Genomic DNA, 14,598 nt, shown 5'->3' with positions numbered 1-14,598 from the left:
AATATATTTTTATAAATTTACCAGCTGGCGTGATTTGTATTATTTTATGTAAAATCTTATGTAAAATTATCGTTTAAACTCGCAAATTTCTATCTTTACACCAAGTTCTTTGCTAAATTCTTTAGTCTTTTTCTCTAGCTCGTCTTTGTCAAAGCAGATAAGATCTATGTAAGATCGCATCTCGCCATTTGCTTCACCTATGATCTCGCAAATTTCACTCTCCTTTAGCGCATCTGAAATTTTGTTTTTGCTATCAACGCCAAACTGTATGTCACCACCGTGAGATATGGCTAAAAAGCAAAAATTTATGCCAAGTTCAAAAGCTTCGTTATAGGTATCGCTTGCGCCGTCGTAGTATTCGTTTAGTAGCTCGCTAAGAGATGTATATCCTGTAAAAACATCGTCACGTAGCTTGTTTGAACGAGGCTCTAGCTCATAGACCATAAAATTCTTAAGTGGCTCGTTTGAGGCTTCTTTACCAAATTTCTCATCTATAAGATCGGCAAAGTCGATCAGTGGCACGCCTTTTTCTCTTGGTTCGTCTATTATCTCAAACTCTCCAAGCATATTTATCATGATCATCTCACCAACTACGTTGTCACAAAGTATGAGCGATAATGTATAAGCCTTATTTTCATCTTCGCTTTTAAGCTTACTTAGAGTCTCGTTATATAGGCACATATCTACGCTTTTGTCATTAAATTTTGCATAGACCATGACCTCATTTGCATCAACGCTTACGCCATACATTTGTATAGTAGCGACGTTTCGTGGTGCACGTGGCTTGCCAAGTGTGCAAGTAAGCTTTGCCTCATACTCTTTTGGCATGCGCGATTTGACAAATTTAAGCCACAAAAGCCTATGTTTGAGTCCTTCTGGAGTGAGTACTAGATCGATCTTTCCATCAATAAGGCCTATCATAAAAGTTGGATCAACCAAACATAAATTTAGCGCCTCTTCGGTCATTTTGCTTGCAGCTTCAAAATTTTTATCTTCTAAATTTTGTTTGATGGCGTCTAAATTTTTGCCAAACTCGCTCCAAAATTTATCAACTCTGCTTGCAAAGCTAGAGCTCTTTTTAGAAAACCACATTTTTATCCTTGTTTATTAAAATTTTCAACATTTTTTTGCGTATAAATTTTCATCGATGGAAATTCTAAGGCACTTAGCTTGTCATATCCTTCTTCGTTAAAAACACATCCTGTATCGATATTGGCGCTATTTGTATAGAGCTTAGCCTCACGCACTGGCGTATGTCCGTAGACATTAAATATGCCTTCAACTTGCATCATATCGCCTCTGCCTGATAGTACATGCCTTCTAAACTCATCTCTTGAGCCATCATCATCTCTTAAAGTCCAAAATTTGCCAACAGCCGAGTGCGAAACGACCAAATGCTCGCCATTTTGGTTTTTGTGGTCTTTAAACTCTAAATATACTGGAATGCTTTCTAAAAATTCTATGTGCCTTTGCTTGAACCCCACGCTTTGAGCTAGGTATGATCTGTATGTTTCTTCGCCACCATTATTGTAAAACCAACTTGTATCAAATGGTATTTTGTTTTTTAAAAAGAAATCTTTGTTGCTTAGCAGCCTTCGCTCATGATTTCCCATTACCATTTTATAATTATTTTGTATGATTAGCTCGACTGTCTCGCAGCTACAAGGCCCTCTATCTATCACATCTCCTACAAAGCAAATTTGTGATTTTTCTTTGTTTGGAAACTGATCAATGAGCTTTAAAAGTGTATTAAAACAGCCGTGCACATCGCCTATAATATAAATTTGCTCGCTCAAATTTTCTCCTTTGTGCCAAATTTTAGTCTATTAAGCTTAAAAATGAAGGTTGTTGTTTGATGATAAATTTAGAAAAGGGTTAAATTTAAAAGGTTAAATTTAGAAATTTAAAGCAGTAGGGAGCCTAAGCTCCCTAAAATCATTGTGCGTAAAATCCGCTGACCTTGCCGGTGAGATCGATCATGATATTTTTCATCTGAGTGTAGTGTTCAAGTATGATCTTGTGTGTCTCGCGGCCGATTCCTGAGTTTTTATATCCACCAAATGGGCTTCCTGCTGGGATTTGATTATAAGTATTGACCCAGACTCTGCCAGTCTCCATAGACCTTGCAACTCTTAGAGCTTTTGTGATGTCTTGAGTAAAAATTCCGCCACCTAGGCCATACTCGCTATCGTTTACCATTTTGATAAGCTCGGCTTCATCTTTAAATTTGATGACAACGCCAACTGGTCCAAAGATTTCTTCTTGAGCCACTCTCATATCGTTTGTCACATCAACCAACAGTGTTGGCTCGACAAATGCGCCCTTGTCGCAACCATTTGCGGTGTAGGCTTTGCCACCGACTGCTACTTTTGCACCTTCTTTTTTGCCGATCTCGACGTACTCTAAGATCTGCTCGGCTTGTTTTTTATTGATCTGTGAGCCCATTTGAGTGTTAGGATCAAGCGGATCGCCAACTTTTATAGTGCTAAATTTCTTAACAGCAGCCTCGATAAATTTGTCATAAAAGCTCTCTTCTACGAAAATTCTAGACCCTGCGCAGCAAACTTGACCTTGGTTAAATAAAATTCCAAGCTGAAGACCATCAAGTGCCTTGTCTAAATTTGCGTCGCTAAAGAAGATGTTTGCGCTTTTGCCGCCAAGCTCAAGTGTGGCCGGGATGATGCGTCTAGCTGCTGCTATGGCGATATCACGGCCGATCTCTGTTGAGCCGGTAAATGCTAGCTTGTCAAGGCCTGGGTGGTTTTTGATCCACTCGCCGCTCTTGCTACCTTTGCCAGTTACGATGTTTATTAAACCTTTTGGCAAAATTTTATCTATCAGCCTAAATAGTTCAAGCACGCTTAGACTTGTCTCGCTTGAAGGTTTAAATACGCTCGCATCGCCTGCTGCGATCACTGGAGCTAGCTTCCAAGCTGCCATTAAAAATGGAAAATTCCAAGGTACGATCTGACCTACGACGCCTAGTGGCTCGCGTAAAACGATAGAAAGTTGCTTCTCGTCAAGCACATTCGCGCTGCCTTCTTCGCCCATGATAACGCCAGCAAAGTACCTAAAATGCTCGGCTGCAAAATGGATATCGACATTTAGCGTCTCACGGATCGGCTTGCCGTTGTCCATGCTCTCAACTTTTGCGAGGTGCTCTTTGTGCTCATCAATGATATCAGCGATCTTGTTTAGCAGTTTTGCTCGCTCGCTAATTGTAGTGTGTTTAAATTTCTTAAAAGCCTCACGTGCAGCACGAACTGCGTCATTTACATCTTCTTCAGTCGCATCTGCGATCTTTGCAAGGTGATCGCCGTTTGCTGGATTTTTTGCATCAAGGGTAGTGCCGTCTTTTGCGTCACGCCACTCACCATTTATGAAAAGCCCATATTTTTCTAGTAACTTCATACTTTTCTCCTCGATTAAGATTTTGTAAAAGGATTATAATATTAATAAAATTTATCAAAAATAAATTTTTGCTATAAATTATCTTTTTTAATAAAATTTATTATCTAATATGAGAAATTTTGGGTTTAGTCTTTCCAAGAAAGTGAAAAAGTAGTTTCTTTGCCAAGTTCGCTTTGGCATTTTACATCTATGCCATTTTTTATGCAGCAGCTTTTTACTAGACTTAGTCCTATGCCAAAGCCACCCTGATCGTCGTTAAATCTCGTGTAGCGATCAAAAATTTGTAGTTGTTGCTCTTTGCTGATACCAATGCCAAGGTTGCTTATGCTAAAGAAATTTGGCTCTAAAACGATGCGTACTTCTGAATTTTGCGCTGCGTATTTTGCGGCGTTGCTTAGGAGATTATCTAAAATTTTACTCATATCCTCAAGGTCTGCATTTATGAAGCTAGGCTTCAAACTGGCATCTATCTTAAGTCCGCGTTTGGCAAAAAATGGCGAGAAATAGTTCATCCTTTGTGTGGTTAGTAAATTTAGATCTATGAGCTCTTTTTTGCCAGGCTTATCTAGGTTAAAGCTTAGATGAACGAGCGCGTCATAAATGTTATTTAGGCTCTTTGCGGCGAGGCTTATGTTGTTAAAGCGCTTTAAATTTCGCTCATTTAGGTTGTCAAGATCAGCCGTTTCTATGCTCATCGAGATGACGCTTAGAGGTGTGTTTATCTCGTGTGTTGAGTCTTTTATAAAGCGGTTTAGCGTATCTATCTTTTCATAAAGCGGTCTTAGGCTTAGTTTTGCGAGGTAAAAGGCGACAAAGAGTAGGGCAAAAAAGAAAAAGAGCGCCTTTAGCGTGGTTGAAATTTGTAAAGATAAAATTTCAGCCTTGATATCTTTGCCAACTAGAAAAATATCTGCGTGCGAGAGCTCGTCTGTAGTGTTGTCGTCCATGTACTGGATCTTTTCAAATATCGCGACCTTGCCGCCGATCAAATTTACATTTTTGCTTTTGTCGATCTTTTGGCAGTCAAAGTCTTTATAAATTTTCTCGCCATTTTTTAGCACGATGCAAGCATGCACGCCTTTTTCTTTTGTTAGACTTGAAATTGAACCAAGTCCATTCATTCTAGCTTTCATGTAAATGCCCATTTTTATCTCTTTTAGGCTCTTAACCTCGTTTAAAATGAGCGCTTCTTTTTTATTTTTGTAGTCATTGATGAAAAAATATCCTAAAAATAGCACAGAGCTAACAAGATAAAGGGATAGAATTTTAAATAAAATTTGCGTCTTTTCAGACATAGATGTAGCCGTCTCCACGCCTATTTAAAATGGCCTCTTTGCCTAAAATTTGGCGTAAATTTTTGATATAGACACGAAGGCTAAGCTCGCTTGGCTCCTCGTCAAATTTCCAAATTTTATTAAAAATTTCATCTTTGGTTAAAATTTTGCCTTTGTTTTGTAAAAATAGGGCGAGTAGGTCGCTCTCTTTACTCGAGATATTTACATTTTTACCATCTTTGCTTAGTGTCTTGCTCTGCGGATGAAAGCTAAGCTCATCTGAAATTTTGATCACATCGCCACTGTGATGTGAGAAATTTCTCTTTAGAAGCGCTTGTATGCGGATAAGTAGCTCTTTTAGCTCAAATGGCTTTTTTAGATAGTCGTCGCAACCACTTTTGTAGCCTTTTTCAAGATCATCAATGGTATTTAGTGACGTGGTAAAGATGCTAGGTGCGCTAACACCTAGCTCTCTTAAGGAAGAAAGAAGTGAAAAGCCATCTCCTTGTGGGAGTTTGACGTCAAGTATAAGCAGGTCGAAATTTTGCTCGTAGGCGAGATCAAGCGCTTCTTTGGCGTTATCTGAAGTAGTGACCTCATAGCCATTTTCAACTAGATACTCACTGATGAGATCAAGTAAAATTTCATCATCTTCAACGAGCAAAATTCTAACCATTAAGCACCTTTACATACCTTTTTTCATTTCGTCTTTTTTCATACCCATGTCGTCTTTTTTCATTTCGTCTTTCATGCCCATGTCGTCTTTTTTCCTCTCATCTTTTTTTACCATGGGTTTTTTGCCCATGTCATCTTTCATCATCTGCTCTTTCTTCATCATCTCGTCTTTGCCCATGTCATCTTTTTTCATCATTTCAGTAGCATTTGCAAGACCACCAAGCATAAACATAGCACCAAGTGCAACTAGTAGTAATTTCTTCATAACGTCTCCTTTAAATGAAATATGATGAAATACTATCTCTTTAGTGTTAAGTGAGCGTGAATTTACGCAAATACAAAATATATAACTGGAAGCGTGATAAATGAAAATAGCACGCCTATGGCCACTGATGAGATGGCTAGTGAGCTATCAAGTCCAGCTTTTATGACCATCGCACTTGCAAGGGCTGATGTTGGCATTGCACATTGAAAGAGGCCAACGACCCAAGTTTTGCTCATCTGGATACCTGAGACTTTTAATATGATAAAAAATACGATAGCTGGTAAGATCATCTTACACAAAAGCACAACGCTAACGCCTTTATATGAGCTTGTGATACTACTAAAGTTAAGTCCAACACCAATCGCAAAAAGTGCCACCGGAGTAACGCTACCCTCAAACATCCTAAGTGGAGCAAAGATAAACTCAGGCAAAGGGACTTCTTTTAAGATAAGAGCCATAATAAGCGCGATAAATGGCGGAAATTTTAAAATTTTCATCGTATTTTGAAATAGGGAAACCTTCTCTGGTGCAGCAAAAGAGAGAATAAGTGGCCCAAGGATTGAAAGCGGGATACCAGTGGCTATTTGATCGTAAAAGATGACTTCATTTACCATCGCATCGCCAAAGAAGCCTTGAATGACAGGCATACCGACAAATAGGGTATTACCAAAAAGGCTTAGCATGACCATACTAACAGTTGTTACTTTAGTAAATTTAAAGATCTTACCAAGCACCAATGCTATGACAGCACTGATAGCTGTTGAGCCAAAGCCAATTAAAATTGTATTTATAAGCGAAACATCGACGTTTACGTGATAAATTTTGTCAAAGATTAGCGCAGGCATTGCAAAACAAAGGACAAAATCCACAAATGGGATCGAGTGCTTTTGCTCAACAATGCCGACTTTTTTAGCAAAAAAACCAGTTGCGATTATGAAAAAAATTGCAAAAAGTGGAGTAAAGTTCATAGCATTCTCTTTTAAATCTAAATTTTTACGGAAAATTGATTATAGGACCCATAAGATTAAATTACAATAAACCTTTTTTAAAATTTGCTCTCAAAATTTATGCCTTAATATCAACCTTTTTATAAAATTTATCTCTCTCATCTATCTTTTCTTTACTCTTTAAATCATTCTCAAGATAGCTTATATTATAAATTTCTCTTGTAGATATACTTTTGCCATTATTTAGACTGATTAAAAATTTACTCTCAAATTTATTAGATAGATTGACAATAGCGATCGCTCCAGCATCTTTTAGGCTTACGATTTTATCACCTTGCATGAAGCCAATATCTTTAAAATCCAAGCTATTTAGCTGCACATTATTCATATCTTTTGCCTCTAAATTTATGCTAGTTTTTAGCTCGCTTGATGTATTTAGCTTGCCAGTATCGTTATAAAGCTCTTTTACGTCTATCTCTCTACCACTATCAAATTTTAGCCTTATGGTGCCATCTTTGTTTAGCTTCATAGCTATGACGCTATCGCTATCTTGCAAAGATGCGGCAGCTGTGGCTTCATTTGTTATAAAAGCCTTTTTTACCTTTTTTAAATTTGAGATACTAAACTCAAGCCCAGTTGCTTGCTTAAATTCATTTTCCATCGCGATCATTTTGGCTGATTTTGTCTTCTCAAGCTTTGATATATAAGCATCCGCATTCTCTTCAAATTTCTTTAAATTATTGCCAAGATTTTCTATCATCTTGTTATATGCGTCAAACTCAGCGTTATAATCTTTGTAAAATTTCATAAAACTATCTTTTTGAAATTTTGTATATGAGAAATTTTCATCTTTTTTGTAATCTTTACTTGGCTCAATGATCGGATTAAACTCGCTTAGCCTTGCAGTATCATCAAAACCCACTTTAAGATAGGCAAAATTTTTAAAAGAGCTATCTTTGCCAAAGATGTTATTGTGTCTTAGATCGACCCAGCCATCATTTTGGGCATATTTTTTAAAGAAATTATTTATATCATTTTTCTCTATCTTTTCATATCTGTTTTCTGCAGCGAACAAAGTATTTGGATCTGAGGCGTAGTAAGAGTGCCTATAATCAATATCTTTTGTATCTACGTAAAGATCGGGATTATTTGTGATCGTTGCTTTACGATTTAGCTCTTCTCTTTTTATTTGGTTGTGATTTATGACATTTGTGCTGATAAACTGCCTAAGGTCAACCCTTGGCATCACATCGCTTAAATTTGCTATTTTTTCATTTCCATCTTTGTCGTAACCCCTTACTTTTAGCTTATCAAAGAGTATATCTTTTTGGTCTAGCACGCCATCGTTATTACTATCAAAGCTAAAAAGATAGCTATTATTTTCTAATTTTGTAGTGCCAAGTTTATCGTTATCGCCGTAAATATCTAAAAATACTTCTACTTCGCCATATTTTGTTTTTAGAGTGTTTGAATAAGCGTAATCGTTTAAATTTTTAAATTTTGTATTTTCCAAGTATCCACTTTTTAGTGTAGATAGCATGCTGCTACTATCTGAAGCTTTTATATTTTTAAAGTAGGCATTTTCACTAAAATGATAGCCTTTAGAAAGCTCATCGGAGTGGATTTTATTGTTACTGTAGATGAGATTTTTTGAGTAGTTGTTTAAAATTTCTTCTACTTTTTGTAGGATTTTGTGTCTATTTTGCTCTTTGATCTCGGAATCAGTGATATTTATAACTTTGCTTGCTTTTATACTTTCTTTTAAATTTGAAATTTGTTCGTTATTTATCTCTAAACCTTGTTTATCCTTAAAGGCATGGAGCATATCTGTAGGATTTTCTAAATCTTTTAAATTTATAAAGTTATGTTTTAACGATGCAATATTCATCTAAAATCCTTTTTAAAGATGTTGCAGATAATATCGGATAAATTTAGAAATTATTTAGGTAAATAATGGTGCCCGAGGTCGGACTCGAACCGACACAAGGTTGCCCTTACCAGATTTTGAGTCTGGCGCGTCTACCAGTTTCACCACTCGGGCTAAAGTAAGATTAAAAGTTAATTTTTGTGTGAGAGAAAAAAAGGGGAGAGTTGCTCCCCGAAAAAGAAAATTATTTCTTTTTACCTTTTTTAGCAGCACCAGCAGCAACTGCTTCTTTAAGTTTTTTGCCAACTTTGAATTTAACTGCTTTGCTAGCAGGAACGTCGATAACTTTTTTAGTTCCAGGAACTCTAGCTTTTCTTGCAGCTCTGTCAGCAGTACCGAAAGTACCAAAGCCTATAAAGCTAATTGTATCGCCTTTTTCAAGAACTGCTTGGATTGTCTCCAAAGTAGCATCAACAACTTTTAGAGTATCTTTTTTTGAAAGACCAGCCTTATCGGCAACAGCTTGAATAAATTCAGCTTTTTTCATGAACCATCCTTTTAAGAAGTTATGTGGCTATATTACACTCTTTTAAAAAAAAATACAATACTTTTTCCCCAAATTTAGCTCTTTTTTACGTTTTTTTAACAAAAAATGCAATTTTTTTAAAAATTTACTCGCAAATTTCAAACATAAGCTCGGTCTTTAGACCAATCTTTTTCATATCAATAAGCCTTAAATTTTTAAAATTTAAGCTCAACAACTCATCTTTATTTTTTACAAGCTCATTTGCTATCTGGCGCAAGACTTCGCCTCTATATGCTTTTGCGTGATGACTCACTATTTTTTTATTTTTTACAAAACAAAAAGTTATGTATTCTTTTTTTATAGTATAAAATTTTTCATAAAACTTAGCTCTAAGGTCTAAAATCTCATCATTTTGCAAAAACTCATCAACCGCTTTACTAAAATTTTTTTCATAAAGTTTTGAAATTTCAAAGCCACCTAGCTTTTCACCTTGCTTTAGTTTGTATTCTGGTATCTCATCTTTTGCTAAGATAGGCCCAAATAAATTTGAAAATATTAAAACATTATTATCTATATATTTTTGTGCCTCATTGTCTAAACCACGATAGTTTAGATGCTTATAAGCTACGCCATCATATCTTAAGATAGCTTTTATACTGCCTTTTTGAGATAGGCTTTCTCGCAACTGCTTGCTCTCTTCAAGCTCTTTTAGCCCAAAAAGCTTTTTTATATCGTCTAAATTTGCATTTTTTAAAAACTCATCGTATCTATTTAAAATTTCAACTCTTTTGTCAAAAAGTTCTGGAAATATCAAATCATTACCATTAAATTTATTATTCGTATTTAGAGAAATTTTACTTTCGCTTGGAGAAAAGAGAATTTTTAATGCCATTGTTCTTACCTATTTTATATGTAAATTTTTGTTGGATTATACAATAAACTTTTTATGCTAAAAAAAATCAAATTTTTACCGATATAAAAACAAGCGGAATCATTTTTGCTTAGAGTGAATAAAAAATTTAGGAAAAATTATGAGAATAACAAACCAACTACGTTTTAGTCAGACTTTGCATGACTACCAAAAAAATATGACTGGTGTAAATAAAAGCTATAAGCAGCTCTCAAATGGTTTGAAAATTCAAGATCCATACGATGGTGCTGCGACTTATAATGATGCGATGAGGCTTGATTATGAAGCAACTACTCTCACTCAAGTAGTTGATGCCACTGGTAAATCTGTAAATTTCTCAAAAAATACAGATAATGCATTGCAAGAGTTTGAAAAACAGCTTGAAAATTTTAAGACAAAAGTAGTCCAAGCAGCTAGCAGCGTGCATAGTAAGACATCGCTAGAGGCTTTGGCAAATGACCTTCAAGGTATAAAAAATCACCTTGTGAATATTGCAAACACTTCGGTTAATGGACAGTTTTTGTTTTCTGGAAGCGCTGTTGATACAAAGCCAATAGATGGTGCGGGAAAGTATCAAGGCAACCGTGATTATATGAAAACATCAGCTGGCGCTCAGGTTGAGCTTCCTTACAATATCCCAGGATATGATCTATTTTTAGGAAAAGATGGCGATTACAGTAAAATTTTGACTACAAATGTTCGTTTAGCTGATCAAACTAGAACCGACATCTCTTATGCGCCAAAATTTCTAAACGATAACAGCAAGATAAAAAATATGATCGGGCTAAATTACGCTAGTGATTCAGTGGTTAGAAGTGACGGCTCTTACAATGGAACAATAAATCCGGATTATGATTTTTTAGATAATTCAAATGTAAATTTTCCGGATACATATTTTTTCATGCAAGGTAAAAAGCCAGACGGCACGACATTTACTAGCAAATTTAAGATGAGTGCAAATACAACAATGGCTGGACTTATGGAAAAAATCGGTATGGAATTTGGCAATACAAAAACAACAAAAGTTGTTGATGTAAGTATAAATAACGATGGGCAATTTAATATAAAAGATCTTACTAAAGGCAACCAGACTATTGACTTTCATATGGTTGCAGCCACATCAGTAGCACCAAATCGCGGCGCAATCGCTCAAAACAACGCACTTGATGCGGTAAATTCTCTTGAAGATCTTGAAACTATGGCAAATAACGTTCCAAAAACGGTTCACATCACTGAGTTTATAAAGAGCAAATATACCGATAAAGATGGAAACGCGACAAATGCATTTGACTATGATAAGGTTAGATTTGAAAGAAAGGATAATGAGCTAATCGCAAATTTACCTCAAGTAGCTAGAAGAACGGGCGAATATGCAACAGATCAGACAAAGCTAAGCGAAGTTTCTGGTACAAAAGAGAGCTACGATAGAAATTTATATCCAAAAGATGTCGATGCTAGAAAGAGAGAGCTTTTTAATATCGACAACCAAGAGATAAATTTACAAGTAAAGTCAATCACTGGTACAAAATATGACATAAAGGTAAAAATGGGTACAGCAGGGGGCACAAATACTCCAGTGCAATTTGAAATAACATCTACACCACCAGGTGGCACACCTTCTGCACCTAGGACTTTAACAGTCTATAACTCAGATGAGTTTGGAAGTTATAGAACTTATGCTAGCGATTTTACTTATAGGCAGCTCATGGATATCGTTGCAATGGCAGCAAGTGATAATATCCCAAATCCTCCACATGCAGAAAATGCAAATTTTGATACAGATATAGAAAAAGTAAAAAGAGATCAAAACTATAATGCCTATAAAGAGGCTTTATCAAAAACAAAGGGCGCGGTAGAGACAACTTTAGATGATCGTGGCAGAATGGTTTTAACTGATAAGACAAAATCAGTAACAAACATAGAAGTAACTATGCATGATGCAAAAAATAGCGATAAATTTGATGGCGATAGCACTGGTAGAGATACGGCTGGTAATGCTGGCCACCCTCAAGGAAAGGGTTCTGTCTTTAGCTTTAATGAAAATAATGCCTTAACTATTGATGAGCCAAGTACGAGCGTTTTTCAAGACCTTGATAATATGATTGAAGCTGTTAGAAAGGGATATTATAGAGCTGATGCAAATAGCAATGATCCACGAAATACCGGCATGCAAGGCGCATTACAAAGGCTTGATCATCTAATAGATCATGCAAATAAAGAGCTTACAAAGATCGGCTCTCAATCAAGACTTTTAACCGCTACAAAAGAGCGAGCCGAAGTAATGAAAGTAAATGTACAAACTGTTAAAAATGATGTAATTGACGCAGACTATGCGGAGTCATATCTGAAATTTACGCAGCTTTCACTATCTTATCAAGCAACCCTACAAGCAAGTGCGAAGATAAATCAGTTAAGCTTGCTAAATTATTTAAATTAAAATTTAAATCAGCAGGCTGCCTAGCTTGCTGATTTTTTAAAATTAAACTCAAGCGTGCTATAATAAGCCTTTTTTATAAAGGATCTAAAATTTTACGACATATTTTATTTACAATTTTTGTTTGCATTTTTATATACTTTGGTATCGCTACAGCTGCTCCAACTGCTGATTTTGTTGGCTCGCTTGGACAAAGCCTTGGTATTTTAAATATCAAATATTTTGGACTTATCGCATATGTTTATCCATTTTTATTGATCATTTTGGGCTATTTTGTCTATAAAAATTTTAAGAAATTTGATTTTGATTTTGCTCAGTTTTTGGTAGGAATTTTTCTCTTTTTTATAGCTTTTTTGATGTTTCAAGCCTTGAGTGCTTCAAGTGCAAATGGCGGTATAATTGGGAATTTTATAGTTAGTGCTTTAAAAGAGGTGATCGGCTCTATTGGCACTGCGGTTGCTATACTTATGATGTTTATTATCTCACTTGGGCTTGCTTTTAGAGAAAATTTTATAATTGTTTTAAGAAAGGCTTTTGTCGATAGAGAGCCAAAAAGCTACGAGGCGAGTAAAAATTTAAAGGATATAAAACCAAAACAAATCCCAAAGATAGAACGCAAGAGGTCAAAATCTGAAGGCACAAAAGAAGAAGAGCTTATCGAAGCTCAGGTGCTAAATGATGATGAACAGAATTTAGATGAAGAGCTAGAGCCTGAGCCAGAAATAGAGAGTAGGGCCTCAACTATAAACGGAGTTGAAATTTTAAACGAAGTGGCTGAGAATAAGAAGCTGCTTGATCAAATAGAACGAGGAAATGTGGAAAAGCCAAAGAATTTTGTCTTGCCACCGCTTAAATTTTTAAACGATCCGCCAAAACGCTCGCATAGTGTAAATGAAACGGAAATCGATCAGCAAATTTCTAATTTGCTTGATAAACTCCGTAAGTTTAAAATAGACGGCGATGTGGTTAGAACTTATACTGGGCCTATCGTCACAACATTTGAGTTTCGTCCAGCCCCACATATCAAGGTAAGTAAAATTTTAACGCTTCAAGATGACCTAGCGATGGCACTAAAAGCTCAAACTATCCGTATCCAAGCGCCAATCCCTGGTAAAGATGTGGTAGGCATCGAGGTGCCAAATCAAAATTTAGAAACTATATATCTAAAAGAAATTTTAGAGAGCGAAGTCTTTAAAAATGCAAGTAGTCCGCTAACCATGGCTCTTGGCAAAGATATCGTGGGCACTCCTTTTGTAACAGACCTTAAAAAGCTCCCACATTTACTAATCGCAGGTACAACTGGATCAGGCAAGAGCGTGGGTATAAACGCGATGCTTTTAAGCTTACTTTATAGAAATAGCCCGCAAACTTTACGTCTAATGATGATCGATCCAAAAATGCTTGAATTTAGCATATATAACGACATCCCACATCTTCTAACTCCAGTTATTACAGAGGCTAAAAAGGCGATCACTGCACTTGCCAATATGGTCGCTGAGATGGAGCGAAGATATAAGATAATGAGCCAAACTCGTACGAAAAATATAGAGAGCTACAATGAAAAGATGAAAGAGGAAGGCGGTGAGCAGTTCCCGTATATCGTTGTGATCATCGATGAGCTAGCTGATCTGATGATGACTAGTGGCAAGGATGTGGAGCTTTACATCGGCCGCCTAGCACAGATGGCAAGAGCTAGCGGTATACACTTGATAGTGGCAACCCAGCGCCCAAGTGTCGATGTTGTGACTGGCCTTATAAAGGCAAATTTACCAAGCAGGATAAGTTACAGGGTAGGGCAGAGGATCGATAGTAAGGTCATCTTGGATCAAATGGGAGCTGAGAGTTTGCTTGGACGCGGAGATATGCTATTTACACCTCCTGGAAGTCCTGGTGTGATAAGACTGCATGCGCCATTTGCTAGCGAAAAAGAGATAGAAATGGTTGTAAATTTCTTAAAAGAGCAACAAGATGTAGTTTATGATGAGAAATTCTTAATAGAAGAAGGCACAAGCGGAAGCGTGGCTGCTGGTACTCTAGGAGAAGATGAACTTGATGAGCTTTATGAAGAGGCCAAAGAGATCATTTTAAGTGAGCAAAAAACGTCGATAAGCTATCTGCAAAGACGTTTAAAAATAGGTTACAACAAAGCTGCAAACATAATAGAGCAAATGGAGAAAATGGGTGTTTTAAGTCCAGTAAATGCAAAAGGACAAAGAGAAATTTTATAGCTAAAGTCATAAACTGCTTTAATTTTAGAATTTTAATTTTTATTAAAATTCTAAAAAGTCT

General features: G+C 36.3%; 12 protein-coding genes and 1 tRNA gene. 2 read left to right on the top strand and 11 right to left on the bottom strand.

The window, feature by feature from the left end:
* Nucleotides 1–66: 66 nt before the first annotated feature.
* The 11 genes from CVS93_RS02520 to CVS93_RS02470 form a co-directional block, all read right to left on the bottom strand.
* Complete coding sequence (locus tag CVS93_RS02520) at nt 67–1,092, bottom strand: hypothetical protein (protein ID WP_107686452.1); 1,026 nt, start codon at nt 1,090–1,092, stop codon at nt 67–69.
* Nucleotides 1,093–1,094: 2 nt separating this feature from the next.
* On the bottom strand, nt 1,095–1,796 hold the full coding sequence (locus tag CVS93_RS02515) for a metallophosphoesterase (RefSeq protein ID WP_107686451.1): 702 nt from the start codon (nt 1,794–1,796) through the stop codon (nt 1,095–1,097).
* A gap of 139 nt (nt 1,797–1,935) precedes the next feature.
* Nucleotides 1,936–3,411: an aldehyde dehydrogenase family protein gene (locus CVS93_RS02510; protein WP_107686450.1), complete on the bottom strand. Its 1,476-nt coding sequence runs from the start codon at nt 3,409–3,411 to the stop codon at nt 1,936–1,938.
* Between the two features lie 125 nt (nt 3,412–3,536).
* Nucleotides 3,537–4,706: a sensor histidine kinase gene (locus tag CVS93_RS02505; RefSeq protein WP_107686449.1), complete on the bottom strand. Its 1,170-nt coding sequence runs from the start codon at nt 4,704–4,706 to the stop codon at nt 3,537–3,539.
* Nucleotides 4,699–5,361, bottom strand: a complete 663-nt coding sequence (locus tag CVS93_RS02500) for a response regulator transcription factor (RefSeq protein ID WP_107686448.1) — start codon at nt 5,359–5,361, stop codon at nt 4,699–4,701. Before CVS93_RS02500 ends, CVS93_RS02505 begins: the two co-directional genes overlap by 8 nt.
* Before the next feature lie 9 nt (nt 5,362–5,370).
* Entirely contained in the window at nt 5,371–5,625 is a 255-nt protein-coding gene (locus CVS93_RS02495; protein WP_107686447.1) for a pyruvate kinase, read from the bottom strand.
* A gap of 62 nt (nt 5,626–5,687) precedes the next feature.
* A complete protein-coding gene (locus tag CVS93_RS02490) occupies nt 5,688–6,593 on the bottom strand; it encodes an AEC family transporter (protein WP_107686446.1) in 906 nt (301 codons plus the stop codon).
* A 97-nt stretch (nt 6,594–6,690) separates the two neighbouring features.
* Nucleotides 6,691–8,460: a response regulator gene (locus CVS93_RS02485; protein ID WP_107686445.1), complete on the bottom strand. Its 1,770-nt coding sequence runs from the start codon at nt 8,458–8,460 to the stop codon at nt 6,691–6,693.
* Nucleotides 8,461–8,526: 66 nt separating this feature from the next.
* Nucleotides 8,527–8,613, bottom strand: a tRNA-Leu gene (locus CVS93_RS02480).
* A gap of 70 nt (nt 8,614–8,683) precedes the next feature.
* Nucleotides 8,684–8,986: an HU family DNA-binding protein gene (locus tag CVS93_RS02475; protein WP_012001719.1), complete on the bottom strand. Its 303-nt coding sequence runs from the start codon at nt 8,984–8,986 to the stop codon at nt 8,684–8,686.
* A 124-nt stretch (nt 8,987–9,110) separates the two neighbouring features.
* Complete coding sequence (locus tag CVS93_RS02470; protein ID WP_107686444.1) at nt 9,111–9,857, bottom strand: YaaA family protein; 747 nt, start codon at nt 9,855–9,857, stop codon at nt 9,111–9,113.
* Between the two features lie 139 nt (nt 9,858–9,996).
* On the opposite strand from CVS93_RS02470, the gene flgL reads away from it, so the two are divergent.
* Together flgL and CVS93_RS02460 are read left to right on the top strand one after the other, a co-directional pair.
* The gene (gene flgL / locus CVS93_RS02465) at nt 9,997–12,312 is read left to right on the top strand and encodes a flagellar hook-associated protein FlgL (protein ID WP_107686443.1); all 2,316 of its coding nucleotides are present in this window, start codon (nt 9,997–9,999) and stop codon (nt 12,310–12,312) included.
* A 41-nt stretch (nt 12,313–12,353) separates the two neighbouring features.
* Nucleotides 12,354–14,537: a DNA translocase FtsK 4TM domain-containing protein gene (locus CVS93_RS02460; protein ID WP_413784286.1), complete on the top strand. Its 2,184-nt coding sequence runs from the start codon at nt 12,354–12,356 to the stop codon at nt 14,535–14,537.
* Nucleotides 14,538–14,598: the final 61 nt, after the last annotated feature.

The sequence above is a fragment of the Campylobacter concisus genome (assembly GCF_003048535.1).
Lineage (GTDB): Bacteria > Campylobacterota > Campylobacteria > Campylobacterales > Campylobacteraceae > Campylobacter_A > Campylobacter_A concisus_S.
Note: the sequence above shows the minus strand (reverse complement) of the source record. Positions and strands in the feature narration are given on the sequence as shown.

Bases quoted from the DNA above. Each gene is read 5' to 3' on its own strand.
- CVS93_RS02520 (WP_107686452.1), bottom strand. From the start codon at position 1,092: ATGTGGTTTTCTAAAAAGAGCTCTAGCTTTGCAAGCAGAGTTGATAAA.
- CVS93_RS02510 (WP_107686450.1), bottom strand. From the start codon at position 3,411: ATGAAGTTACTAGAAAAATATGGGCTTTTCATAAATGGTGAGTGGCGT.
- CVS93_RS02505 (WP_107686449.1), bottom strand. From the start codon at position 4,706: ATGTCTGAAAAGACGCAAATTTTATTTAAAATTCTATCCCTTTATCTT.
- CVS93_RS02500 (WP_107686448.1), bottom strand. From the start codon at position 5,361: ATGGTTAGAATTTTGCTCGTTGAAGATGATGAAATTTTACTTGATCTC.
- CVS93_RS02495 (WP_107686447.1), bottom strand. From the start codon at position 5,625: ATGAAGAAATTACTACTAGTTGCACTTGGTGCTATGTTTATGCTTGGT.
- CVS93_RS02490 (WP_107686446.1), bottom strand. From the start codon at position 6,593: ATGAACTTTACTCCACTTTTTGCAATTTTTTTCATAATCGCAACTGGT.
- CVS93_RS02485 (WP_107686445.1), bottom strand. From the start codon at position 8,460: ATGAATATTGCATCGTTAAAACATAACTTTATAAATTTAAAAGATTTA.
- CVS93_RS02475 (WP_012001719.1), bottom strand. From the start codon at position 8,986: ATGAAAAAAGCTGAATTTATTCAAGCTGTTGCCGATAAGGCTGGTCTT.
- CVS93_RS02470 (WP_107686444.1), bottom strand. From the start codon at position 9,857: ATGGCATTAAAAATTCTCTTTTCTCCAAGCGAAAGTAAAATTTCTCTA.
- flgL (WP_107686443.1), top strand. From the start codon at position 9,997: ATGAGAATAACAAACCAACTACGTTTTAGTCAGACTTTGCATGACTAC.